The sequence below is a fragment of the Pseudoxanthomonas sp. UC19_8 genome (assembly GCF_042700505.1).
GTDB lineage: Bacteria > Pseudomonadota > Gammaproteobacteria > Xanthomonadales > Xanthomonadaceae > Pseudoxanthomonas_A > Pseudoxanthomonas_A winnipegensis.
Genome location: NZ_CP170559.1, coordinates 2967593 through 2990149 on the forward strand (window position 1 = coordinate 2967593; position 22557 = coordinate 2990149).

At 70.3% G+C, this 22557-nt stretch carries 17 protein-coding genes and 2 pseudogenes; 2 read left to right on the plus strand and 17 right to left on the minus strand.

Annotation, left to right across the window (positions count from 1 at the left end; genetic code table 11):
- Positions 1–3: 3 nt before the first annotated feature.
- On the minus strand, positions 4–342 hold the full coding sequence (locus ACFJIT_RS13110) for a hypothetical protein (RefSeq protein ID WP_379653839.1): 339 nt from the start codon (positions 340–342) through the stop codon (positions 4–6).
- 115 nt (positions 343–457) lie between these two features.
- On the opposite strand from ACFJIT_RS13110, the gene ACFJIT_RS13115 reads away from it, so the two are divergent.
- Complete coding sequence (locus tag ACFJIT_RS13115) at positions 458–1069, plus strand: lipocalin family protein (RefSeq protein WP_235871535.1); 612 nt, start codon at positions 458–460, stop codon at positions 1067–1069.
- A gap of 319 nt (positions 1070–1388) precedes the next feature.
- Here the strand turns inward: ACFJIT_RS13115 and secA are convergent, their stop codons facing one another.
- Positions 1389–4136, minus strand: coding sequence for a preprotein translocase subunit SecA (secA, locus tag ACFJIT_RS13120; RefSeq protein WP_130523193.1), 2748 nt, complete (start codon positions 4134–4136; stop codon positions 1389–1391).
- A 168-nt stretch (positions 4137–4304) separates the two neighbouring features.
- On the minus strand, positions 4305–5258 hold the full coding sequence (locus ACFJIT_RS13125; RefSeq protein WP_130515487.1) for a M23 family metallopeptidase: 954 nt from the start codon (positions 5256–5258) through the stop codon (positions 4305–4307).
- Positions 5259–5267: 9 nt separating this feature from the next.
- Between ACFJIT_RS13125 and ACFJIT_RS13130 the strand changes: the two genes are divergently transcribed.
- Complete coding sequence (locus ACFJIT_RS13130; protein ID WP_131660922.1) at positions 5268–5738, plus strand: DUF721 domain-containing protein; 471 nt, start codon at positions 5268–5270, stop codon at positions 5736–5738.
- Between the two features lie 152 nt (positions 5739–5890).
- Here the strand turns inward: ACFJIT_RS13130 and lpxC are convergent, their stop codons facing one another.
- The 14 genes and pseudogenes from lpxC to rsmH all read right to left on the minus strand — a co-directional run bounded on the left by lpxC (position 5891) and on the right by rsmH (position 22549).
- On the minus strand, positions 5891–6814 hold the full coding sequence (gene lpxC, locus ACFJIT_RS13135) for a UDP-3-O-acyl-N-acetylglucosamine deacetylase (RefSeq protein ID WP_130515483.1): 924 nt from the start codon (positions 6812–6814) through the stop codon (positions 5891–5893).
- A 255-nt stretch (positions 6815–7069) separates the two neighbouring features.
- Positions 7070–8329, minus strand: a complete 1260-nt coding sequence (gene ftsZ / locus ACFJIT_RS13140) for a cell division protein FtsZ (RefSeq protein WP_130515481.1) — start codon at positions 8327–8329, stop codon at positions 7070–7072.
- 131 nt (positions 8330–8460) lie between these two features.
- Positions 8461–9695, minus strand: a pseudogene (gene ftsA / locus ACFJIT_RS13145) (cell division protein FtsA).
- A complete protein-coding gene (locus ACFJIT_RS13150) occupies positions 9692–10492 on the minus strand; it encodes a cell division protein FtsQ/DivIB (RefSeq protein WP_130515477.1) in 801 nt (266 codons plus the stop codon). Before ACFJIT_RS13150 ends, ftsA begins: the two are co-directional and overlap by 4 nt.
- A gap of 115 nt (positions 10493–10607) precedes the next feature.
- The gene (locus tag ACFJIT_RS13155; RefSeq protein ID WP_379653840.1) at positions 10608–11618 is read right to left on the minus strand and encodes a D-alanine--D-alanine ligase; all 1011 of its coding nucleotides are present in this window, start codon (positions 11616–11618) and stop codon (positions 10608–10610) included.
- Complete coding sequence (gene murC, locus ACFJIT_RS13160) at positions 11615–13066, minus strand: UDP-N-acetylmuramate--L-alanine ligase (protein WP_379653841.1); 1452 nt, start codon at positions 13064–13066, stop codon at positions 11615–11617. The genes ACFJIT_RS13155 and murC overlap by 4 nt, the downstream gene beginning before the upstream one ends.
- A gap of 2 nt (positions 13067–13068) precedes the next feature.
- A pseudogene (gene murG / locus ACFJIT_RS13165) lies at positions 13069–14133 on the minus strand (undecaprenyldiphospho-muramoylpentapeptide beta-N-acetylglucosaminyltransferase); the annotation flags it as partial.
- Entirely contained in the window at positions 14133–15455 is a 1323-nt protein-coding gene (ftsW, locus tag ACFJIT_RS13170) for a putative lipid II flippase FtsW (protein ID WP_379653842.1), read from the minus strand. The gene ftsW and the pseudogene murG, both read right to left, overlap by 1 nt.
- Positions 15455–16540: a phospho-N-acetylmuramoyl-pentapeptide-transferase gene (gene mraY, locus ACFJIT_RS13175; RefSeq protein WP_130515468.1), complete on the minus strand. Its 1086-nt coding sequence runs from the start codon at positions 16538–16540 to the stop codon at positions 15455–15457. The genes ftsW and mraY overlap by 1 nt, the downstream gene beginning before the upstream one ends.
- Positions 16530–17942, minus strand: coding sequence for a UDP-N-acetylmuramoyl-tripeptide--D-alanyl-D-alanine ligase (gene murF / locus ACFJIT_RS13180; protein WP_379653843.1), 1413 nt, complete (start codon positions 17940–17942; stop codon positions 16530–16532). The genes mraY and murF overlap by 11 nt, the downstream gene beginning before the upstream one ends.
- Positions 17939–19459: a UDP-N-acetylmuramoyl-L-alanyl-D-glutamate--2,6-diaminopimelate ligase gene (locus tag ACFJIT_RS13185; protein ID WP_379653844.1), complete on the minus strand. Its 1521-nt coding sequence runs from the start codon at positions 19457–19459 to the stop codon at positions 17939–17941. Before ACFJIT_RS13185 ends, murF begins: the two co-directional genes overlap by 4 nt.
- Positions 19456–21354 (minus strand): penicillin-binding protein 2, encoded by a 1899-nt coding sequence (locus tag ACFJIT_RS13190; protein ID WP_130530744.1) that lies wholly within the window; start codon positions 21352–21354, stop codon positions 19456–19458. Before ACFJIT_RS13190 ends, ACFJIT_RS13185 begins: the two co-directional genes overlap by 4 nt.
- On the minus strand, positions 21351–21614 hold the full coding sequence (gene ftsL / locus ACFJIT_RS13195) for a cell division protein FtsL (RefSeq protein WP_130515460.1): 264 nt from the start codon (positions 21612–21614) through the stop codon (positions 21351–21353). The genes ACFJIT_RS13190 and ftsL overlap by 4 nt, the downstream gene beginning before the upstream one ends.
- Entirely contained in the window at positions 21611–22549 is a 939-nt protein-coding gene (gene rsmH, locus ACFJIT_RS13200; RefSeq protein WP_379653845.1) for a 16S rRNA (cytosine(1402)-N(4))-methyltransferase RsmH, read from the minus strand. The genes ftsL and rsmH overlap by 4 nt, the downstream gene beginning before the upstream one ends.
- Between the last annotated feature and the right edge of the window lie 8 nt (positions 22550–22557).

Consider the following 22557-nt stretch of genomic DNA (forward strand, 5'->3'; position numbering starts at 1 on the left):
AGGTCAGGCCACGCGGGCGGGCGAACGGCTGCGTGACCCGATGGTCATCGAGCGGCGGCGGCGGGCCTGCTGACCGCCGCGCCGACGCCGCGGCACCGCATGGATAGCCGGAGGCGCCGACGCGGGCCAGGACGGCAGGCGGAAGCGGTGCAGCGACCACCACGCCACCAGCGGCAGGCCGGCCAGCCACAGCGGGGTCCAGCCCAGGGCCTCGGTCGATCCGCGCGCGGCCGGCAGCAGGACCACCAGGGCCAGGCCGGTCAGCGCGATCGTGCGCAGGGTCAGCTCCAGGCGGGGATCGGCGTGGGAGGCGGTGCGGGCAGCGTGCGAAACGTGGGCCATGGCGGTGCGTCCGGTCGGAGGTGGAAGCGCAGGCTGCCCGCGCCCCTTCTCACCGGTTGCGACCGCGGCGCGGGCGAACGCGGCCTTGACGCCGGCCGGCCTAGCCTGCTCGCCGATGCCCGCCCTGCCGACCATCGCCTCGCCCCGGAAGCGCCGCCACCTGCTGGCCCTGGCGCTGCTGCCCCTGATCGCCGCCTGCGGGACCGTGCCCATGCCGACCACAAGTACCGACGCCGCCCCGCCGATCGACCTGCCGCGCTTCATGGGCGCCTGGCATGTGATCGCCCATGTGCCCTACTTCGGCGAGCGCGGCCATGTCGCCAGCCGCGACGAGTACCGGCTCAAGCCCGGCGGCGGCATCGCGGTGCATTACGTCTATCAGGAAGGCTTCGGCGAGCCGGTCAAGACCCTGGACTCGCGCGCCACGGTCAAGGCCGGCACCGGCAACCGGCGCTGGACGACCTGGTTCTTCGGCGTGATCCCGACCAAGTACCGCATCCTGGAGACCGCGCCGGACTACTCCTGGGCGCTGGTCGACTATCCGGGCCGCGACCTGGCCTGGATCTTCTCGCGCACCGCCGACCTGCCCGATGCGCAGTACGCCGACCTGGTGGCCCGGATGCGCGCCCACGGCGTGGACACGGGCAAGCTGATCCGCGTGCCGCAGCTGGCCGAGCAGGAAGGCAAGCCGGGCTTCGCGCCGGCGAAGAAGCCGCAGGCGCGCTAGCGCGCGCTCCGGTCTCGCAGTGCCGCCGCTGTTCCGTAGAGCGGAGCTCGCTCCGCTATGGCTCCCCCAACGACCCGACCGAAGAGCCGTAGAGCGGAGCTTGCTCCGCTATGGCTCTCCCAACGATCCGACCGAAGAGCCGTAGAGCGGAGCTTGCTCCGCTATCGCTCTCCCGATGATCCGAACGAAGAGCAGCGGAGCAAGCTCCGCTCTACACGGTGCGTGGTCCGGATCATGCGAGTGCCGCGGTGCCCGGAACGAGAAAAGCCCGGATGGCGACATCCGGGCTTCTTCGTTTTCACCAGGTGCTGGGCCTGGATCAGCTCAGCTGGCCGTGGCAGTGCTTGTACTTCTTGCCGCTGCCGCAGGGGCAGGGATCGTTGCGGCCCACCTTGGGCTCGTCGCGGAACACCGTGGCCGGGGCGGCGGCCGCGGCAGCCTGCGCGGCCTGCACCTGCGCGGCTTCCTCGTCGGCACCGTAACCACCGGTGGGCGCGTGCTGGAACTGCATGGCGCGCTGCTGGGCCTCGGCCACGCGGCGCTCCTGCGCCTCCAGTTCGGCCACCTCCTCCTCGCTGCGGATGCGCAGGCGCGCCAGGATGGTGATCACCTCGCGCTTGACGCCTTCCAGCATCTCGGAGAACAGCTCGAAGGCTTCCTTCTTGTACTCCTGCTTGGGCTGCTTCTGCGCATAGCCGCGCAGATGGATGCCCTGGCGCAGATAGTCCATGCGCGCCAGATGCTCCTTCCAGCCCTTGTCGAGCACGGTCAGCATCACGTGCTTCTCCAGCGCGCGCATGGTCTCGGCGCCGATCTGCTCTTCCTTCTGCGCGAAGTGCGTATCCATCGCCTCCTGCACCAGCGCCTCGATGCGCTCGGCGTCCAGTTCCTCGAACTGGGTCGGCCACTGGGTCACCGGCAGGTCCAGGCCGGCCTCGGCGGCCAGCTCGGCCTGCAGGCCGGGCAGGTCCCACTGCTCGTCGACCGAATTGGCCGGCACGTGACGCGCGACCAGGTCGGCGACCACGTCGCCGCGGATGCCCTCGATGTTCTCCTTCACCGACTCGGCGTCCAGCAGCTCGTCGCGCTGGGCGTAGATGACCTTGCGCTGATCGTTGTTGACGTCGTCGAAGTCCAGCAGGTTCTTGCGGATGTCGAAGTTGTGCGCCTCGACCTTGCGCTGGGCCTTCTCGATCTGGCGGCTGACGAGGCGATCCTCGATCACATCGTCCTCCTTCATGCCGATCAGCTTCATCGCCTTCTGCACCCAGTCGCTGGCGAAGATGCGCATCAGGTTGTCTTCGAGCGACAGGTAGAAGCGCGAGGAACCCGGGTCGCCCTGGCGGCCGGAACGGCCGCGCAGCTGGTTGTCGATGCGGCGGCTCTCGTGGCGCTCGGTGCCCACGATGTGCAGGCCGCCGGCTTCCTTGACCTGCTCGTGGCGGGTCTTCCACTCCGAACGCACGCGGGCGATGTCCAGCTCCGAGGCGTCCTCGCCCAGCGCGGCCAGTTCGGCCTCCAGCGAGCCGCCCAGCACGATGTCGGTGCCGCGGCCGGCCATGTTGGTGGCGATGGTCACCGCGCCCGGACGGCCGGCGTTGGCGACGATCGAGGCCTCGCGCTCGTGCTGCTTGGCGTTGAGCACCTCGTGCGGGACCTTGTTCTTGCGCAGGTGCTCGGAGAGCATCTCCGAGGTCTCGATCGAGGTGGTGCCCACCAGCACCGGCTGGCCGCGCTTGTAGCAGTCCTGGATGTCGGCCAGCACCGCGTTGAACTTGCCCTTGCGGTTGAGGAACACCTGGTCCGGCGAATCCTTGCGGATGGTCGGCCGGTGGGTCGGGATCACGATCACTTCCAGGCCGTAGATGCTCTGGAACTCGTAGGCCTCGGTGTCCGCCGTACCGGTCATGCCGGCCAGCTTGTTGTACATGCGGAACAGGTTCTGGAAGGTGATCGAGGCCAGCGTCTGGTTCTCGCGCTGCACCTGCACCCCTTCCTTGGCCTCGACCGCCTGATGCAGGCCGTCGGACCAGCGCCGGCCCACCAGCGTGCGGCCGGTGAACTCGTCGACGATCACCACCTCGCCGTCGCGCACGATGTAGTCCACGTCGCGCTGGTAGATGGCATGGGCGCGCAGGGCGGCGTTGAGGTGATGGACCACGCCCAGGTTCTGCGGCGAGTACAGACCATCGTCCTCGTCGTCCTTCAGGATGCCGGCCTGGCGCAGCAGGTCCTCGGCGTGGGTCTGGCCGGCCTCGGACAGGTGCACCTGCTTGGACTTCTCATCGACCCAGTAGTCGCCCTCGCCTTCCTCGCTCTCCTGCTTGATCAGCGCCGGCACGATGCGGTTGACGCGCACGTAAAGCTCCGGCGAATCGTCGGCCGGGCCGGAGATGATCAGCGGCGTGCGCGCCTCGTCGATCAGGATCGAGTCGACCTCGTCGACGATGGCGAAGTTGAGCTGGCGCTGGTAGCGGTCCTCGCGCGCCATGGCCATGTTGTCGCGCAGGTAGTCGAAGCCGAACTCGTTGTTGGTGCCGTAGGTGATGTCGCTGGCGTAGGCCGCGCGCTTGTCGCCGTGCGGCATGCCCGGGTAGACCACGCCCACGCTCAGGCCCAGCCAGTTGTACAGCTTGCCCATCTGCGCCGCGTCGCGGCGGGCCAGGTAGTCGTTGACCGTGACCACGTGCACGCCCTTGCCTTCCAGCGCGTTGAGGTACACGGCCAGGGTCGCGACCAGGGTCTTGCCCTCGCCGGTGCGCATCTCGGCGATCTTGCCCAGGTGCAGCACCATGCCGCCGACCAGCTGCACGTCGTAGTGGCGCAGGCCCAGCACGCGGCGCGAGGCCTCGCGGCACACGGCGAAGGCCTCGGGCAGGATCTTGTCCAGCGCCTCGCCCTCGGCGACGCGCTTCTGGAATTCGGGGGTCTTGGCCTTCAGTTCCTCGTCGCTGAGCTTCTGCAGCTCCGGTTCCAGCGCATTGATGCGCACCACCAGGCGGTCGAGCTGTTTGAGCAGACGTTCGTTACGGCTGCCGAAGACGCGGGTGAGCAAGCTGTTGATCATGAAGAAGAACCGGAATGGGAAGGAGCGTCGGCATCACCGCAGGCCTCTTTGCTTCCCCAAGGCCGGATGCCGAAAAACGCAACGCGGGCGCAAGGCGCCCCGTCACGAGAACACGACATTGTAGCTTGGGGCGCCGCTGATCGAATCAAGGCGCCCCACGGACGCGCCTCAGCCGCGGCCGCGCACGCCCACCGGGGTGGGGCCCTGGCCCAGGAACTTGCTCGGGTTCACCACCTGGCCGTCCTGCCAGACCTCGAAATGCACGTGGGCGCCGGTCGAACGCCCGGTGGACCCGGCCTTGGCCACTTCCTGACCGGCGCGCACCAGGTCGCCCGGCTTCACCACCACGCGCGAGTTGTGCGCGTAGCGGGTCACATAGCCATTGCCGTGATCGATGTCGACCACGTTGCCGTAGCCGCTCTTGACCCCGGCGAAGCTGACCACGCCGTCGGCCACGGCCATGACCGGATCGCCGACGTTGGCCTTGAAGTCGATGCCCTTGTGCCGCTCGCCGCCGCCGCCGAACGGATCGGCGCGGCCGCCGAAGCCGGAGGTGATGTAGGTATTGGCCAGCGGCATGCGCGAGGGCGTGGCGTTGCGGTCCAGCTGGCGGTTGAACAGCAGCGACTCGAGCACCGAGAGCTGCTGGCCGGAGGCGTCGAACTTGGCCCCCAGCGCGTCCAGGCCCTGCGCCAGCTCGCGCGGCGGCATGTCGCTGACCGCGCCTTCCGGGCCGCCCACGCCGACCGGCTCGTTGAAGTCGAACTCGCCGTCGTCCAGCTTGCCCATCTGGGTCAGCCGCTCGCCCAGCGCGTTGAGGCGGTTGGCCTGGGCCTGCAGCTCGCCCAGGCGCGCGGACATGGCGTTGATCTCCTGCTGCGCGCCGCGCTTGACCTGCTCGAGCTCGGCCTGCTGCCTGGCGGTCTTGGCCTGCAGGTAGGACACCTGCGCCAGGCCGAAGGCGCTGCGCGTGGCCAGGCCGGCCAGCAGGCCGGCGGCGAGCAGGATGCCGGCACTGGCCAGCGGGCGGGCGTGGCTGAAGCGGCGCGCCTGCACGGCCCGCAGGGCCAGGTGATGGCGTGCCCAGGAGCGCGTATTGTGAAGAACGTTGTTGAAGCTCATGGAATATCGATGTCTCAAGCCAAGTCCCAGTCGCGTCGGCCGGCGGCGCCGGTGCCGGCCCTGGAGGCCGCGCTGGCGTCGGCGGCGGCCGATCCGCTGCGTCATGCCATCCGGCTCGACGCGCTGGAACAGCAACTGCGCCCCTGTCTGCCCCCGGCGCTGGCCGCGCACTGCCGCCTGGCCAATGTGACGGGGGACCGTCTGGTCTTCGTGGTGGATTCGCCGGTCTGGAACGCCAAGCTCCGCCTGGCCTCCGCACACCTGGTCGAAGTCGCCCGCTCCCTCGGTCTTGGGATCAACTCCGTGATCGCCCGGACTTCGCTGCAACCCCTCTTCCAGGCCGAGACAGCCGGCCAGCGCTCCGGCACGGGCTCCCCGGTCGCGCGTGCCGCCCTGCGCGAGGCGATGGAGATGCTGGAGGCGTCTCCCGCGCCAGGCGCGGGTGGAACAGCAGGGCCGCGCCCCAGGTCCAAACGTTAAGACCGGGTGGAAGGCCGGCAGGCATCGTACCGACCCAGGCTGGGGCAGTCGTTAGCTCAAAGTTATAAAACGGTTAAACCACACCTGTTCAGGCGATCGGATTCACGTTTCGTCGACGCGCTCGACCCGCGCGCCTCGGCGCGGACAGGCGTTCAGTGCGCCAGCGCGGGGATGGCCGCGTAGTGGATCGGCGGCGGCGGCTCGGTGGCCTCCGGGCCGAAGGACACCTCTTCCCAGGCGTCGGTCTGGGCGATCAGCGAGCGCACCAGGGTGTTGTTGAGCGCGTGACCGGACTTGTAGCCCTCGTACTTGCCCAGGATCGCGTGGCCGGCCAGGTAGAGGTCGCCGATGGCGTCCAGGATCTTGTGGCGCACGAACTCGTCGGCGTAGCGCAGGCCGTCGTCGTTGAGCACGCGGAACTCGTCCAGCACGATCGCGTTGTCCATCGAGCCGCCCAGGCCCAGGTTGCGCTCGCGCATGTACTCCAGATCGCGCATGAAGCCGAAGGTGCGCGCACGCGCGACCTCGCGGATGTAGCCGCCGGTGGAAAAGTCCACCTCGGCGCGCGACTGCGAGGCCGGGATCATCGGGTGGTCGAACTTGACCGTGAAGCCGAGCTTGAAGCCGTCGTAGGGCTCGAACCGCGCGATCTTGTCGCCGTCGCGCACTTCCACCGGCTTGGTCACGCGGATGAAGCGTTTGGGCACGTTCTGCTCGACGATGCCGGCGGACTGCAGCAGGAACACGAACGGGCTGGCCGAACCGTCCATGATCGGCAGTTCGGCCGCGGACAGTTCGACATAGATGTTGTCGATCCCCAGGCCGGCCAGGGCCGACATCAGGTGTTCGACGGTCTGGACCTTGGCCGGACCGCAGCTCAGGCCCGTGCACAGCGTGGTCTCGGTAACCAGCGAGGCATCGCCGGGGATCTCCACGACCGGATCAAGATCGACGCGACGGAACACCACGCCGGTGTTCGGGGCCGCCGGGCGCAGGGTCATGAAGACCTTGTTGCCGCTGTGCAGGCCCACGCCGGTGGCGCGGATCACGTTCTTGAGAGTGCGCTGGGGGATCATCGGGGAGCTCGCACGCGAAATGTCAACAATTCGTGATGATACCACCCGGGTCTGAACCTGAATGGAAGCGTGTCACGGCACGCGCACCTGCCCCACGGGCGCGGCGCGCGTCCTGGCGGTGAAAAGCCCGCCGGACCGGGCACGCCGGCCCGGCGGGAAATCACTTGGACACGTCACGGTGTGTACTGCGCCGGTGTCGGCGCGCGGCCGGCAGCAGGCTGCCGGTTCGCGCGCGTGACCGGGTGAAGCGGTGGATCAGTCGGCCTGGCGGCGCAGAAACGCCGGGATGTCCAGGTAGTTGTCCGGCAGTTCGGCCGCGCCGGCGGGGCCGCCGACGCTGGGCTCGGTGCCGGCGTTGCGACGCAGGCCCAGGCCCTGGGTGGCGCCCATCACCGGGTCGATCTTGCCGGTGGCGGTGGTGTTGGGCAGCGGCACGGCGTCGACCGGCAGGCCGGTGGTGGCATCGCGCACCAGCTTGATCGGCGCACGCACCGTCTCGCGCGGCTGGTAGCCACCGCCCAGGTCGGTGCCACGCACCGGCTGGCGGGCGACGGCGCGGTTCAGGCCGGTGGCGACCACGGTCACGCGGACTTCGTCCTGCATGTTCGGGTCGAGCACGGTGCCCACCACCACGGTGGCGTCCTCCGAGGCGAAGCCTTCCACGGTGCGGCCGACCTCGTCGAACTCGGCCATGGTGAAGTCCGGGCCGGCGGTGATGTTGACCAGGATGCCGTTGGCGCCGGACAGGTTGACGTCGTCCAGCAGCGGGTTCTGGATCGCGGCCTCGGCGGCGGCCTGGGCACGGTCGTCGCCGCGGGCGGCGCCGGTGCCCATCATGGCCAGGCCCATCTCGCTCATCACGGTGCGCACGTCGGCGAAGTCGACGTTGATCAGGCCCGGACGCACGATCAGATCGGCGATGCCCTGCACGGCGCCCAGCAGCACGTCGTTGGCTGCGCGGAAGGCCTGGATCATCGTGGCGTTGCGGCCCAGCACGGTGATCAGCTTCTCGTTGGGGATGGTGATCAGCGAGTCGCAGTGGGTGGACAGCTCCTCGATGCCCTTCAGCGCGACCTGCATGCGGCGACGGCCTTCGAAGGGGAACGGCTTGGTGACCACGGCCACCGTCAGGATGCCCATCTCCTTGGCCAGCTGCGCCACGACCGGCGCGGCGCCGGTGCCGGTGCCGCCGCCCATGCCGGCGGTGATGAACACCATGTCCGCGCCGGTCAGCGCCTCGATGATGCGGTCGCGGTCTTCCAGCGCGGCCTGGCGGCCGACTTCCGGGTTGGCGCCCGCGCCCAGGCCCTTGGTGACGTTGCCGCCGAGCTGCAGCTGCTGCTTGGCGCCGCAGTTCTTGATCGCCTGCGAGTCGGTGTTGGCGGTGATGAACTCCACGCCGTCCACGCTGCTGGCCACCATGTGCGCCACGGCGTTGCCGCCGCCGCCGCCCACGCCGATGACCTTGATCACCGCGTTGGGAGCCATCGTTTCAACCAGTTCGAAATGTGCCATGTCCGTTGTCCTCATCTTTGTGTGGGTATGTCTTTTGAATACAGCTGGGTGACGCTCAAATCCCGTTGTCCCTGCCCTCGCCTCACGCCGGCGCGCCCTCGCGTCGGCGTCGTGCCTCTTGCCGCGTCGGATCAGAATTCGCCGCGGTACCAGTTCTGCAGTTTCTTGAACAAGCTGCCGGCCTTGCCCGTGGGCAGCGACGGCCGGCGCGGATGCTCGATCTGGCTGCCCATCAGCAGCAGGCCCACGCCGGTGGCGTGGACCGGGTTGCCGACCACCTCGCCCAGGCCGGTGACGTGCTGCGGGATGCCGATGCGCACCGGCATCTGCAGCATCTCCTCGGCCAGCTCGACCACGCCTTCCATCTTCGAGGCGCCGCCGGTGAGCACCATGCCGGCGCGCACCAGTTCCTCGAAGCCGGAGCGGCGCAGCTCGGCCTGGACCATCTCGAAGATCTCCTCGTAGCGACCCTGCACGGCCTGCGCCAGCGAATGGCGCGGCATGCGCCGCGGCGGGCGATCGCCCACCGACGGCACCTGGATCGATTCCTCGGCGGTGGCCAGCTGGGCCAGGGCGCAGGCGTAGCGCACCTTGATCTGTTCGGCCTCCGGGGTGGGCGTGCGCAGCATGTGCGCGATGTCGTTGGTGACGTGGTCGCCGGCGATCGGCAGCGAGGCGGTGTGGCAGATCGCGCCGTGCACGAACACCGCCAGGTCGGTGGTGCCGGCACCCATGTCGACCAGGACCACGCCCAGCTCGCGCTCGTCGGCGGTCAGCACCGCCACCGAGGAGCCCAGCGAGGACAGGATCAGATCGTCGATCTGCAGGCCGCAGCGCTGCACGCACTTGGAGATGTTGGCCGCGGCCGACTGCGCGCAGACCACCAGGTGCGCGTCCACTTCCAGACGCACGCCGGTCATGCCGACCGGGTTGCGGATGCCTTCCTGTGAGTTGTCCAGCTTGTACTCGCGCGGGATGGCATGAAGGATCTTCTGGTCGGCCGGGATGGCCACGGCCTTGGCGGCGTCGAGCACGCGGTCCAGGTCGGCCCAGGTCACCTCGCCGTCGCGGATCGGCACGATGCCGGGCGAGTTCTTGCACTGCACGTGGGCGCCGGAGATCGAGGCGTAGACGCTGCGGATCTCGCAGCCGGCCATCAGCTCGGCCTCCTCCACCGCGCGCTGGATCGACTGCACGGTCGATTCGATATCGACCACCACGCCGCGCTTGAGTCCACGCGACTCATGGCTGCCGATGCCGATCACCTCGATCGGGTTGCCGGGGAATATTCGCCGACCAGCGCGGTCACCTTGGAGGTGCCGATGTCCAGTCCGACGATCAGGGATTTGTCGCCCTTGCGGTTCATGCGTGGAATGCCTGCTGCGATGCGTGTGCGGTCAGCGCGGCCATCGGGGCCGGTGCGCTGACGGGAGGAGGAGTCGTGGCGGCGCCATCGTTGGCGGCCGGCCTGGCGTTGCCCCAGGTCAGGGCGAAGCCGTTGGTGTAACGAAGGTCCACACTGGCCAGTTGGCGCGGATCGCCGAGCAGGCGCGGCAGCAGGCGCACGAAGCGCTGCAGGCGCGGACGGGCGTCGGCGCGGCCGATCACCACGTTCAGGCCGTTGCCCAGGGTCAGCGACCAGCTGCCGCGCGCATCCATCGCCAGCGCGTCCACCTTCAGCCCCAGCGGCGCGAACAGCTGGGTCGATTCGTTGTACAGGGCCACCACCTCGGCCACCTGGCTCTCCGGACCGCCGAGCTGCGGCAGCGCGCTGGCGTCGACGTTCTTGGGCAGCGGGAACAGCGCGCCGTCCACCGACAGCAGCTTGTCGCTGCCCCAGCGGGCGAAGGGCTTGTGCTCGATCACGGTCACTTCCAGCACGTCGGGCCAGCGCTTGCGCACCTGCGCGCGCTCGACCCACGGCAGGCGTTCGACCGCGCGCTGCGCATCGCTCAGCTGTACGGCGAAGTAGCCACGCGCCGCATACGGCAGCACCACCGCGCGCAGCTGCGCCGGATCGACGCGGTGCAGCTCGCCGCCGACGCGCAGCCGCTTCAGCGGCCAGCGTTCGGCGCCGATCCAGCCGTTGAACACGGCCACGACCGGCAGGGCGACCAGCGCCAGCGCCAGGATCCAGGTCAGCACGCGCAGGGCATTGCTCATGGGCGTGCTCCGTGCGCGGGCTTGGGGATTCGGGATTGGGGATGGGAAACGGCCGCGGCGACGCATGCGGCGCCGCTGTCGACCCATCCCCAATCCCGAATCCCGAATCCCGGCTTCATACCGTCTGCTCCAGGATGCGCCAGCACAGATCCTCGAACCCCAGCCCGGCCTGGCGCGCGGCCTTGGGCACCAGCGAGTGGCTGGTCATGCCCGGCGCGGTGTTGACCTCGAGCAGGAAGAACGCGCCGCTGGCGGCGTCGCGCATCACGTCCACGCGACCCCAGCCGCCGCAGCCGGCGGCGTTGAAGGCGGCCAGCGCGATGCGCCGGATCTCTTCCTCGGCCTCTCCCTCCAGGCCGGGGCACAGGTACTGGGTGTCCTCGGCGATGTACTTGGCGTTGTAGTCGTACCAGGCGCCCTTGGGCACGATGCGGATCGAGGGCAGCGCGGTCTGGCCGAGAATGCCGACGGTCAGCTCGTCGCCGACCACCAGCTGTTCCATCAGCAGCTCGCCGTCGTAGCGCGCGGCCAGCGCCACCGCCTCGTCCAGCTGCGCGTCCTCGAACACGCGGGTGACGCCGACGCTGGAGCCTTCGTTGGCCGGCTTGACGATCACCGGCAGGCCCAGCTCGGCGGCCGCGGCGTGCACGGCCGCTTTCGGCATCCCGCCTTCAGCGGCATTCGCACGATCGTGCGCATCGGCGGCCGCATCGGCCGTCGCCGCCAGGCGCACGTAGCGCGGGGTCGGCAGACCCAGCGACAGCCAGACCTGCTTGGTGCGCACCTTGTCCATGCTCAGCGCCGAGCCGAGCACGTTCGAGCCGGTATAAGGCACGCCGAAGGCCGTCATCAGGCCCTGGACCACGCCGTCCTCACCGCCACCGTTGTGACCGTGCAGCACGTTGAACACGCGATCGCAGCCGCCCTGCGCCAGCAGCGTGGCCAGCGCGGGGATGCCATCGACCGCGAAGGCGTCCACGCCGCGCGCGGTCAGCGCCTCGAGCACGTTGGCGCCGGAGTTCAGCGACACCTCGCGCTCGCTGGAGGTGCCGCCCATCAGCACGGCGACGCGGCCGAACGCGGCCGCATCGGCGATGCGCGAGGACGGAAGCGACAGCGCGCTCATGCCTGGCCTCCCGGGGCGAAGCCCTGCGCGGCGATCTGCTGGGCGACCGCGCCGATGTCGCCGGCACCCATCATCAGCAGCAGGTCGCCGTCGGCCAGCACGTCGGGCAGCACGGTGGACAGGTCGGCCACGCTGCTGACCACGACCGGCTCGTTGCGGCCGCGCGCGCGGATGGCGCGCGCCAGCGACTTGGCGTCGGCTCCGGCGATCGGCGCCTCGCCGGCCGGATAGACCTCGCTCAGCACCAGCGCGTCGACCTCGCTCAGCACCGCAGCGAAGGCGTCGAACTGATCGCGCGTGCGGCTGTAGCGATGCGGCTGGAAGGCCACCACCAGGCGTTTGTCCGGCCAGCCGCCGCGCGCGGCGGCGAACACCGCGGCCAGCTCCTTGGGATGGTGGCCGTAGTCGTCGATCAGCTGCACGGTCGCACCGCGCCCGGTGTCGATGGCGCCCAGGTCGTTGAAGCGCCGGCCGATGCCGGAGAAGTTGGCCAGGGCGCGCGCGATCGTGCCCGGCTGCACGCCCAGCTGCCAGCCCACCGCGGCGGCGGCCAGCGCATTGAGCACGTTGTGCTTGCCCGGCAGCGCGAGGGTCACGCCGACCGACACGTCCTCGGGCAGGCACAGGGTGAAGCGCATGCGCCCGGCCTCCTGCACCACGTTCTCGGCGCGGATGTCGGCGCCGTCGGACAGGCCGTAGGTCATCACGTGGCGCGGCGTCTCGGCGGCCAGCGCGGCCACTTCCGGATCGTCGATGCACAACACGGCCAGGCCATAGAACGGCAGGCGCTGCAGGAACTCGGCGAAGGCCGCCTGCACGCGAGCGAAGTCGTTGCCGTAGTTCTCCAGGTGATCGGCATCGATGTTGGTGATGACCGCGATCAGCGGATTCAGGCGCAGGAAGCTGCCGTCGCTCTCGTCGGCCTCGGCCACCAGCCACTGGCCGTCGCCGAGCTTGGCGTTGGCGCCGGCCGAGAGCAGCTGGCCGCCGATGACATAGGTCGGGTCCAGGCCGCCCTCGCTGAGCACCGCGGCGGTCAGCGAGGTGGTGGTGGTCTTGCCGTGCGTGCCGGCCACGGCGATGCCGCGGCGGAAGCGCATCAGCTCGGCCAGCATCATCGCGCGCGGCACGATCGGGATGCGCTGGCTGCGCGCCTCCATCAGCTCGGGGTTGTCGGCCTTGATCGCGCTGGAGACGACCACGCAGTCGGTGCCCAGCACGTTGGAGGCGTTGTGGCCGCGCATCACGCGCGCGCCGAGCGAGGCCAGGCGCCGGGTGGCCGCGCTCTCCGACGCGTCCGAGCCGGAGACCTCGTAGCCCAGCGTGCACAGCACCTCGGCGATGCCGCTCATGCCCGAGCCGCCGATGCCGACGAAATGCACACGGCGAAAGGCCTGCGCCAGGTTGCCGGTGTTCTGCAGCCGGCGTTCACGCGCCGCGGAAATCATGCGGCTTCCTCCAGAATGATGTCTGCGATGCGTTCGGCCGCATCGATGCGGGCCAGCCCGCGCGCGGCGATGGCCATGTCCAGCCGGCGCTGCGGGTCGGCCGAGAGCACGGCCAGCACGCGCTGCAGGTGCACGTTCAAGCTGTCGTCCTGCTTGAGCAGCACCGCGGCGCCGTGTTCGACCAGGTACTGCGCGTTGCGGGTCTGGTGGTCGTCCACCGCCGCGGCGAAGGGCACCAGCACGCTGCCGATGCCGGCGGCGCACAGCTCGGCCAGGGTCGAGGCGCCGGCGCGGCACACCACCAGGTCGGCCCAGGCATAGGCCTGCGCCATGTCGGCGATGAAGCTCTCCACGCTGGCGGGCACGCCGGCCTGGGCGTAGGCCGCGTCGGCCTCGGCGCGCAGCTTCTCGCCGCACTGGTGGCGCACCTGCGCGTCCAGCTTCAGCGCGGCCAGCGCCTGCGGCACGGCGGTGTTGAGCGCGCGCGCGCCCTGGCTGCCGCCCAGCACTAGCAGGCGCAGCGGGCCTTCGCGGCCGGCCAGGCGCTCGCGCGGCGGGGCGATGGCGGCGATCTCCTCGCGCACCGGGTTGCCGACGGCTTCCTCGCGCGTGGCGAAGCTGCCCGGGAAACCGGTCAGCACGCGACGCGCGACACGGGACAGCAGCTTGTTGGTCATGCCCGGCGCGCGGTTTTGCTCGTGCACCAGCAGCGGCCGGCCCTGCAGCCGGGCGGCCACGCCACCCGGGCCGGCCGCATAGCCGCCGAAGCTGATCACCGCGCGCGGCGCACGCCGGCGCAGCACGCCGGCGGCGGCCATGACCGCCGCGGCGATGCGCAGCGGCGCGCCGAGCAGCGCGGCCGCGCCCTTGCCGCGCAGGCCCTTGACCGCGATGGTGTCCAGCGCGATGTCGTGCTGCGGCACCAGGCGCGTTTCCATCTGCCCGTCGGCGCCCAGCCAGGTCACCGGCACCCCGCGCGCGCGCAGCACCTTGGCCACGGCCAGCGCGGGGAAGATGTGGCCGCCGGTGCCGCCGGCCAGGATCATCACGGGCGCGTTGCCTGCCATCACCCGATACGCTCGAAAGTGGGTTCGATGCGCTGCGGGCGCGCGTTGCCGCGCACGGCGGCCCTGGCCGGTGCCGGCTGCGGGGCAGGCTCGCCGGCGCGCGCGCGCGTGGTGACTGGAGCAACCTGCGGGGAAGAGCCCTCGTCGCGCTGATCGCGCGACTCGATGCCGCGGGTCAGCGCGATGTGCTTCTCGGCCCGGCTGAGCTCGTAGGACACGCGCAGCAGCAGGCCCATCGCCGCGCAGGTCATCAGCACCGACGAGCCGCCGGAGGAGATCAGCGGCAGGGTCAGGCCCTTGGTCGGCAGCAGGCCCAGGTTGACGCCGATCGAGACGAAGGCCTGCATGCCGATCCACAGCGCGATGCCGAAGGCGATGTAGCCGGCGAAGTGACGGTTGCGGCCGATGCAGCGGTGGCCGACATACAGCGCGCGGCCCACCAGCAGCGCATACAGGCCGATGATGGCGCACACGCCGAGGAAGCCGAGTTCCTCGCCGATCACCGAGAAGATGAAGTCGGTATGCGCCTCGGGCAGGTAGTTGAGCTTCTGCACCGAGCTGCCCAGGCCCACGCCGGTCCATTCGCCGCGGCCGATGGCCATCAGCGCGTTGGACAGCTGATAGCCCGAACCCAGCTGGTCCTTCCACGGATCCAGGAAGGAGGTGACGCGGCGCATGCGGTAGGGCTCGAACACCACCAGCGCCACCAGCGCCGGCAGCAGCGCCAGCACCGGCATGGTCATGCGCGGAAGGTTGGCGCCGCCCAGGATCAGCATGCCGGCGGTGATGCCCAGCAGCAGCGTGGACGAGCCGAAGTCCGGCTGCAGCAGCAGCAGCGCGATCAGCACCAGCACCACGCCGATGGCCTTGATCAGCGCGCCCCAGGTCGCATTGACCTCGTCGCGGAAGCGCACCAGGTAGCTGGCCAGCCAGACGATGTAGAGCACCTTGACCGCCTCGACGGTCTGGAAGCGGGTAAAACCCAGGTTGATCCAGCGCCGCGCGCCGTTGACCGTGCTGCCCAGCCCCGGCACGAACACCACCACCAGCAACGCGAAGCAGCCCAGCAGCAGCAGCTGGTTGTACTTCTCGATGGACTTGAGCTCCATGCGCATGGCGGTGATCGCCAGGCCCACGCCCAGCGCCAGGAACACCACGTGGCGGCTCAGGTAGTAGTACGGCGTGGAGGCCATGGCGATCGAGGCCGAGGCCACCATCACCACGCCGATCGCCGCCAGCGCCCCGGCGGCGGCCACCAGCCAGAAGTCGTACTGCCCACCGATCGATTCCAGGCGCATGGCCTGCTTGCGGAAGTCGTTCATCAGCGCACCTTCAACGTGGCCAGACCGACAAGGACCAGGATCACCGAAATGATCCAGAACCGGACGATGACGCGCGGTTCTGGCCAGCCCTTGAGTTCGAAGTGGTGATGGATGGGCGCCATGCGGAACACGCGCTTGCCGGTGAGCTTGAAGCTGGCCACCTGGATCATCACCGAGAGCGTCTCGACGACGAAGATGCCGCCCATCACCACCAGCACCAGTTCCTGACGCACGATCACCGCGATGGTGCCGAGCACCGCACCGAGCGCCAGCGCGCCGATGTCGCCCATGAACACCATCGCCGGATAGGTGTTGAACCACAGAAAGCCCAGGCCCGCGCCGGCGATGGCCGCGCAGATGATCACCAGCTCGCCCGCGCCCGGGACCTGCGGGATCTGCAAGTAGTTGGAGAACACCACGTTGCCCGAGGCGTAGGCGAACACCGCCAGCGCGCAGGCCACCAGCACGGTCGGCATGATCGCCAGCCCGTCCAGGCCGTCGGTGAGGTTGACCGCGTTGGAGAAGCCCACGATCCAGAAGTAGGCGATGGTGACGAAGCCCACCCCGGCCAGCGGCAGCGCCACGGCCTTGAACAGCGGGATGTAGAACGTGGTCGCCGCCGCCACATCCGCGGTGTGCCACAGGAAGATGCCCGCGGCCAGGCCGAAGATCGACTGCAGCAGGTACTTCCAGCGCGACTTCAGGCCGTTGGGATCGCGGCGCACGATCTTGATCCAGTCGTCGTACCAGCCGATCGCGCCGAAGGCCACCATCACCGCCAGCACCAGCCACACGTAGCGGTTGCGCAGGTCGCCCCACAGCAGCGTGGCCAGCGCCACGGTCATCAGGATCAGCGCGCCGCCCATGGTCGGCGTGCCGGCCTTGGAGAAATGCGTCTGCGGGCCGTCGCTGCGGATCGGCTGGCCGCCCTTGAACTGCGCCAGCCGGCGGATCACCGCCGGGCCCATCCACAGCGACAGGAACAGCGCGGTCAGCGCCGCCAGGATCGCGCGCAGGGTCAGGTAGTTGAAGATCGCGAAGACCGAGTCCAGTTGCCTCAGCCAGCGGGCCAGTTCAAGCAGCATGCGCGGTGCCTCCCGTGGATTGCGCGGGCGCGGCGGGAAGCAGCGCGGTGACGATGCGGTCCATCGCGCTGCCGCGGGACCCCTTGACCAGGATCACGGGACGCGAGGTCGGCGAAGCGGAACCGGATGCGGACGCGTCCAGCTCCGTGGCCAGCGCCTGGGCCAGCGCGGCGTGGCTGTCGAACACGCGCGCGCCGTCGCCGAAGGCCGCGGCCGCGTGGGCGCTCAGTTCGCCCAGCGCGTACAAGCGGGCGATGCCGGCCTGCCTGGCCTGGGCGCCGGAGGCGGCGTGCAGCGCCGCGCCTTCGGGGCCCAGCTCGCGCATGTCGCCCAGCACCAGCCAGCCGTGCCGGGTGGTGGCGGCCAACGTGTCGATCGCGGCGGCCAGCGAACCGGGGTTGGCGTTGTAGCTGTCGTCGATGAGCACCGCGCCGGAGGGCAGCGTGTGCGAGACCTGGCGGCCGGCGACCGGGCGCGCGGCCTGCAGGCCTTCGACGATGGTGGCCAGCGCCACGCCGCAGCCCAGCGCCAGGCCGGTGGCGGCCAGCGCGTTGCGCACGTTGTGGCGGCCCGGCAGCGGAAGACGCACCTGCGCCTGGCCTTGCGGGGTGAGCAGGGTGAAGTGCGAGCCTTCCGCGTCGGTGACGATGTCGCGCGCGCGGATGTCGGCGCTGCCTTCCAGGCCGAAGCGCAGCACGCGCCGGCCCGCGGCCAGGCCGGCGAAGTATTCGACGAAGGCATCGTCGGCGTTGATCACCGCCACGCCCGTGTCGGGCAGCGCGCTGTAGATCGCGCCCTTGGTCTGGGCCACGCCGAGCAGGCTGCCCATGCGCTCCAGATGCGCCGGCGCGATGTTGTTGACCAGCGACACGTCGGGGCGGGCGATGTCGGTCAGGTAGGCGATGTCGCCCGGCTTGCCGGCGCCCATCTCGTAGACGGCGTACTCGGCCGCGTCGGGCGCCTCGATCACCGCCAACGGCAGGCCGATCTCGTTGTTGCGGTTGCCCGGCGTCGACCAGGTCTGGCCGGCACGCTCGAGGATGGCCAGCACCAGCGCCTTGACGCTGGTCTTGCCGTTGCTGCCGGTGATGGCCACCACCTTGCCCGCGCGATCGCGCTGCAGGCCGGCGGCCAGCCGCGCCAGCGCGCGCTGGGTGTCGGCCACCACCACCTGCGGCAGCGCGCTGTCCACGAGGCGGTCGACCAGCAGCGCGCCGGCGCCCTGCGCGGCGGCCTGGGCGATGAAGTCGTGGCCATCGAAGCGCTCGCCGCGCAGGGCCACGTACAGGCTGCCCGGGCGCAGCGCGCGGGTGTCGTTGGACACCGCCGCCACGGTGACGTCTTCGCCATGCAGCTCGCCGCCGGCCAGGTGCGCGATCAGCGACAGGGGCAGGCGGTTCATCGCCGCGCCTCCAGGTCCCGGTCCAGGGTCGCGCGCGCCTCGAGGGCCGCCCGCGCCTGCACGGTGTCGTCGAAGGCATGCCTGACGCCGTGGACTTCCTGATAGGGCTCATGCCCCTTGCCGGCGATCAGCACGATGTCGCCGGCCTGCGCCTGGCTCACCGCGTGGGCGATGGCGCGCGCGCGGTCGCGCTGCACCTCGAAGCGCGCGCCCTTGGCGTCGAATCCGGCCACGATGTCGGCGACGATGGCATCGCCGTCCTCGCTGCGCGGATTGTCGTCGGTGACGATTACCGCGTCGGCGTGTTGCTGCGCGATGCGCGCCATCTGCGGGCGCTTGCCGCGATCGCGGTCGCCGCCGCAGCCGAACACGCAGATCAGGCGCCCCTCGAGGTGGCCGCGCAGGCTGGTCAAGGCCTGCTGCAGCGCGTCCGGGGTATGCGCGTAATCGATCACCACCAGCGGCTGGCCGTCGACGCCGCCGAGGCGGTTCATGCGGCCGTGGATCGGCCGCAGCTGGCCCAACACCTGGGCGATGCGCGGCGGCGCGATGCCGGTGGCGTGCAGCACGCCGGCCACGGCCAGCAGGTTGTCCACGTTGAAGCGCCCCAGCAGCGGCGAGCGCACCGGATGCACGGCATCGCCGAGCGCCAGCGAGAAGCCGATGCCCGACGCATCCAGCACGACATCGCGCGCCTGCACCGCGGCCTGCGCCGCGCCGAGCGCGCTGACGCCGACCAGCTGCACTCCGTCGGCCAGCTTGCCCGGCAGGCTCGCGCCGAAGGCATCGTCCAGATTGACCACCGCGGCCCGCAGGCCGGCGCGCTGGAACAGCCGCGCCTTGGCCGCGCCATAGCCTTCCATCGTGCCGTGGTAGTCCAGATGATCGCGGGTGAGGTTGGTGAACACCGCCACGTCGAAGGCGACCGCGTCCACGCGGGTCTGCACCAGCGCGTGCGAGCTGACTTCCATCGCCACCGCCTGCGCGCCGGCCTCGTGCAGCTGCGCCAGCAGCGCATGGGTCTGCAGCACCAGCGGCGTGGTGAAGCCGGTCGGCTGCACCTGCCCGTACAGGCCGGCGCCGAGCGTGCCGATGCTGCCGCCGGTCACGCCGAGCAGATGCCAGGCCTGGCCGAGCAGCTGCACGAACGAGGTCTTGCCGTTGGTGCCGGTCACCCCGACCACGGTCATCTGCCGCGAGGGATGGCCGTAGAAGGTGTCGGCCATCGTGCCCAGCCGATGACGCAGGCCGGGCACGGCGATCGCATCGGCCGGGGCCGGCAGCGTGTCGGGCGCCGGCGGTTCGAACAGGATCGCCGCCGCGCCCGCCGCGCGCGCCTGCTCGACGAAGCCCAGCCCGTGCCAGGTCGAGGGGCTGTTGTCGACCGGACCGATGGCCACGAAGGCATCGCCCGGCCGCACGCTGCGGCTGTCCTGGGTCAGCCCGTGCACGATCAGGCCCGCCGGGACGGCGGGCACGTCGGGCAGCAGCGTGGACAGGGCCATGGCGCGGCTCATTCCAGGCTCCTGGGCAGCGCCGGCTCGGCCTTGGCCTGGATCGGCGCGGGCAGTGGCGCGGGCAACGGCTTGGGCAGCGCGGCGACGGTCGGCGGACGCTTGGGCGCCTGCGCGGCGCGCTTGGCCTCATCCTTGGCCTGCGCGGCCAGCCAGCTGTCGATGTCGTCCGGCGGCACGTCCATCAGGCGCAGCGCGTCTTCCATTACGTTGTGGAACACCGGCGCGGACACCAGGCCGCCGTAGTACTTGCCGGCCTGCGGGTCGCGGATGACGGTGACCATGACGAAGCGCGGATTGGTCGCCGGCACCAGCCCGGCGAACAGCGCGGTGTAGTGACCCGAGGCGTAGCTGCCGCCCGAGGCGATGCGCGCGGTACCGGTCTTGCCCGCCACGTGATAGCCCGGCACGGCCGCATCCTTGGCGCCGCCCTGGGTGACCACGGTCTCCATCATGGCGATGACCTGCTTGGTCACTTCGCGGGGCACGACCTGCACGCTGTTCTCGCTGCGCATGCCCTTGATGAAGGTCGGGGTGACCAGCACGCCGCCGTTGCCGATGGTCGCGTAGGCGCGGGCGATCTGCAGCGGCGACACTGCCAGGCCGTAGCCGTAGGACATCGTGGTCTTGGACGTGCCGCTCCAGCGCGCGGGCGAAGGGAACAGACCCGAGGCCTCACCCGGGAATCCGCTATGCGGCGCGCTGCCGTAACCGAAGGCCTTGACCGTGTTGTAGAAGGTCTGGTCCTGGATCTTGTCGGCGATCTTGGCCGCGCCGATGTTGGAGCTGTGCGTGATCACCCCGCCCACGGTCAGCACGCCGTTGTTGCGCGGCACGTCGCGGATGGTGAAGCCGCCCTTGAGCGCCATGTAGCCCGGGTTGGTGTCGATCAGCGTGCTCGGCGTGACCACGCCCGCCGCCAGCGCGGTGGAGATGGTGATGGGCTTCATCGTCGAGCCCGGCTCGACCAGGTCGGTGACCGCGCGGTTGCGGTGCACGTCCGGCTTGCCCAGGTCCTGCGCATTGGGGTTGAACGTGGGCAGGTTGGCCATGGCCAGCACCTCGCCGGTGGCCACGTCCAGGATCACCACCGAGCCGCCTGCGGCCTGGTTGTCGTCGATCGCGCGGCGCAGTTCGCGCGCGGCGATGTACTGGATGCGGCGGTCCACGCTCAGGGTCAGGTCGTTGCCCGGCTGCGCCGGGCGCACCAGGTCGATGTTCTCCACGATGTGGCCGGCCTGGTCGCGGATGACCTTCTTCAGGCCCGGCTTGCCGCGCAGCCAGTCGTCGAAGGCCAGCTCCAGGCCTTCCTGGCCGCGGTCGTCGATGTTGGTGAAGCCAAGGATGTGGGCCATCACCTCGCCCTGCGGGTAGAAACGCTTGTACTCGCGCTGCGAATACACGCCGGGCACGCCGTGGGCCAGGATCGCCTTGGCCGCGTCGGGATTGATGCGGCGCTTGAGATACATGAACTCCTTGTCCGCCTTCTGGCTGACGCGGCGGGTCAGGCTCTCCAGCGGCTCGCCCAGCGCCTGGGCCAGCTCGGGCAGGCGGTCGGGCGACTTGAGCAGCTCGCGCGGATCGCACCACACCGACTCCACCGGCGAGGACACGGCCAGCGGCTCGCCGTTGCGGTCGGTGATCATGCCGCGCGAGGTCGGGATGGCCAGCTCGCGGGTGAACCGCGCGTCGCCTTCCTTCTGATAGAAGTCGCTGTTGATCAGCTGCACATAGGCGGCGCGGCCGACCAGGCTGACCGAACACAGCACCAGCGCGCCGCCGACCAGCAGCAGGCGGTTGCGCAGGTCGTAGCGCGCGCGGTTGCGGTTGCGCGGCAGCGCGCCCTTGCGCTCGCCGTTGCGCTTGATCACCCGCTCGATGGCATCGCGCAGGCTCATGGGCGGATCACCACGACATCGGCCGATTCGGGCGACTTCATGCCCAGACGCTCGCGCGCGATGCGCTCGACGCGATTGCTCTCGCCCACGGTGGCCTGCTCCAGCTGCAGCCGGCCGAATTCGATGTTCAGCTCATCGCGCGCCTTGTCCAGCTGGTTGAGCTGGACGAACAGCACGCGGTGCTGGTGACGTGCGTACACCACCGCGATGGCGGTGGCGATGTTGGCCACGATTACGACGATGAGCAGCAGGCGGGTCATGCGGCCCGCCCCAGCTTCTCGGCCACGCGCAGCACCGCGCTGCGGGCGCGCGGGTTGGCGGCGGTTTCCTCGGCGTCGGCGCGGGCCGCGTCCTGGATGATCTTCAGCGTGGGCGTGAAGTCCTGCGCCACCGGCAGGCGGCGGTTGCCGGCCGGCGCCTTGGCGTGGCCGGCGATGAAGCGCTTGACGATGCGGTCTTCCAGCGAATGGAAGCTGATCACCGCCAGCCGGCCGCCGACCTTCAGCCGCGACAGCGCCGCGTCCAGGCCCAGCTCCAGATCGGCCAGCTCGCGGTTGATGTGGATGCGGATGGCCTGGAAGCTGCGCGTGGCCGGATGAATCTTGTCCTTGCCGCGCGGCATCACGCTGGCGATCAGCTCGGCCAGCTGCGCGGTGCGGGTCAGCGGAGTCTCGCCGCGGCGCGCGACGATGGCGCGGGCGATGCGCCGGCTCATGCGCTCCTCGCCGTACTGCCACAGCACGTCGGCGATCTCGGATTCTTCGGCGCGCGCCAGCCACTGCGCGGCGCTCTCGCCCGCGTCCGGATCCATGCGCATGTCCAGCGGGCCGTCCTTGCCGAAGGAGAAGCCGCGCTCGGCCACGTCCAGCTGCGGCGAGGACACGCCCAGGTCCAGCAGCACGCCGTCCAGCCCTTCGGCCGTGGCGTCCCACTGCGCCAGCTCGGCGAAGCTGCCGCGATACACCGACACGCGTGCATCGCCGTCGAACACGGCGTGCGCATGGGCGATCGCGTCGGGATCCTTGTCCATCAGCAGCAGTCGGCCTCCCGGGCCGAGTCGTTGCAGCACGCCGCGCGCATGGCCGCCGCGGCCGAGCGTGCCGTCCAGATACGTTCCGTCCACCTTCACCTGCAGCCCGTCCATGCACTGGGCGAACATCACCGGAAGGTGGCCGGGCTGCGCGTCGGGGCGCATCCGGGCAC

Coding starts and splice junctions, on each gene's coding strand:
- ACFJIT_RS13110 (WP_379653839.1), bottom strand. CDS start 342: ATGGCCCACGTTTCGCACGCTGCCCGCACCGCCTCCCACGCCGATCCC.
- ACFJIT_RS13115 (WP_235871535.1), top strand. CDS start 458: ATGCCCGCCCTGCCGACCATCGCCTCGCCCCGGAAGCGCCGCCACCTG.
- secA (WP_130523193.1), bottom strand. CDS start 4,136: ATGATCAACAGCTTGCTCACCCGCGTCTTCGGCAGCCGTAACGAACGT.
- ACFJIT_RS13125 (WP_130515487.1), bottom strand. CDS start 5,258: ATGAGCTTCAACAACGTTCTTCACAATACGCGCTCCTGGGCACGCCAT.
- ACFJIT_RS13130 (WP_131660922.1), top strand. CDS start 5,268: ATGTCTCAAGCCAAGTCCCAGTCGCGTCGGCCGGCGGCGCCGGTGCCG.
- lpxC (WP_130515483.1), bottom strand. CDS start 6,814: ATGATCCCCCAGCGCACTCTCAAGAACGTGATCCGCGCCACCGGCGTG.
- ftsZ (WP_130515481.1), bottom strand. CDS start 8,329: ATGGCACATTTCGAACTGGTTGAAACGATGGCTCCCAACGCGGTGATC.
- ACFJIT_RS13150 (WP_130515477.1), bottom strand. CDS start 10,492: ATGAGCAATGCCCTGCGCGTGCTGACCTGGATCCTGGCGCTGGCGCTG.
- ACFJIT_RS13155 (WP_379653840.1), bottom strand. CDS start 11,618: ATGAGCGCGCTGTCGCTTCCGTCCTCGCGCATCGCCGATGCGGCCGCG.
- murC (WP_379653841.1), bottom strand. CDS start 13,066: ATGATTTCCGCGGCGCGTGAACGCCGGCTGCAGAACACCGGCAACCTG.
- ftsW (WP_379653842.1), bottom strand. CDS start 15,455: ATGAACGACTTCCGCAAGCAGGCCATGCGCCTGGAATCGATCGGTGGG.
- mraY (WP_130515468.1), bottom strand. CDS start 16,540: ATGCTGCTTGAACTGGCCCGCTGGCTGAGGCAACTGGACTCGGTCTTC.
- murF (WP_379653843.1), bottom strand. CDS start 17,942: ATGAACCGCCTGCCCCTGTCGCTGATCGCGCACCTGGCCGGCGGCGAG.
- ACFJIT_RS13185 (WP_379653844.1), bottom strand. CDS start 19,459: ATGAGCCGCGCCATGGCCCTGTCCACGCTGCTGCCCGACGTGCCCGCC.
- ACFJIT_RS13190 (WP_130530744.1), bottom strand. CDS start 21,354: ATGAGCCTGCGCGATGCCATCGAGCGGGTGATCAAGCGCAACGGCGAG.
- ftsL (WP_130515460.1), bottom strand. CDS start 21,614: ATGACCCGCCTGCTGCTCATCGTCGTAATCGTGGCCAACATCGCCACC.
- rsmH (WP_379653845.1), bottom strand. CDS start 22,549: ATGCGCCCCGACGCGCAGCCCGGCCACCTTCCGGTGATGTTCGCCCAG.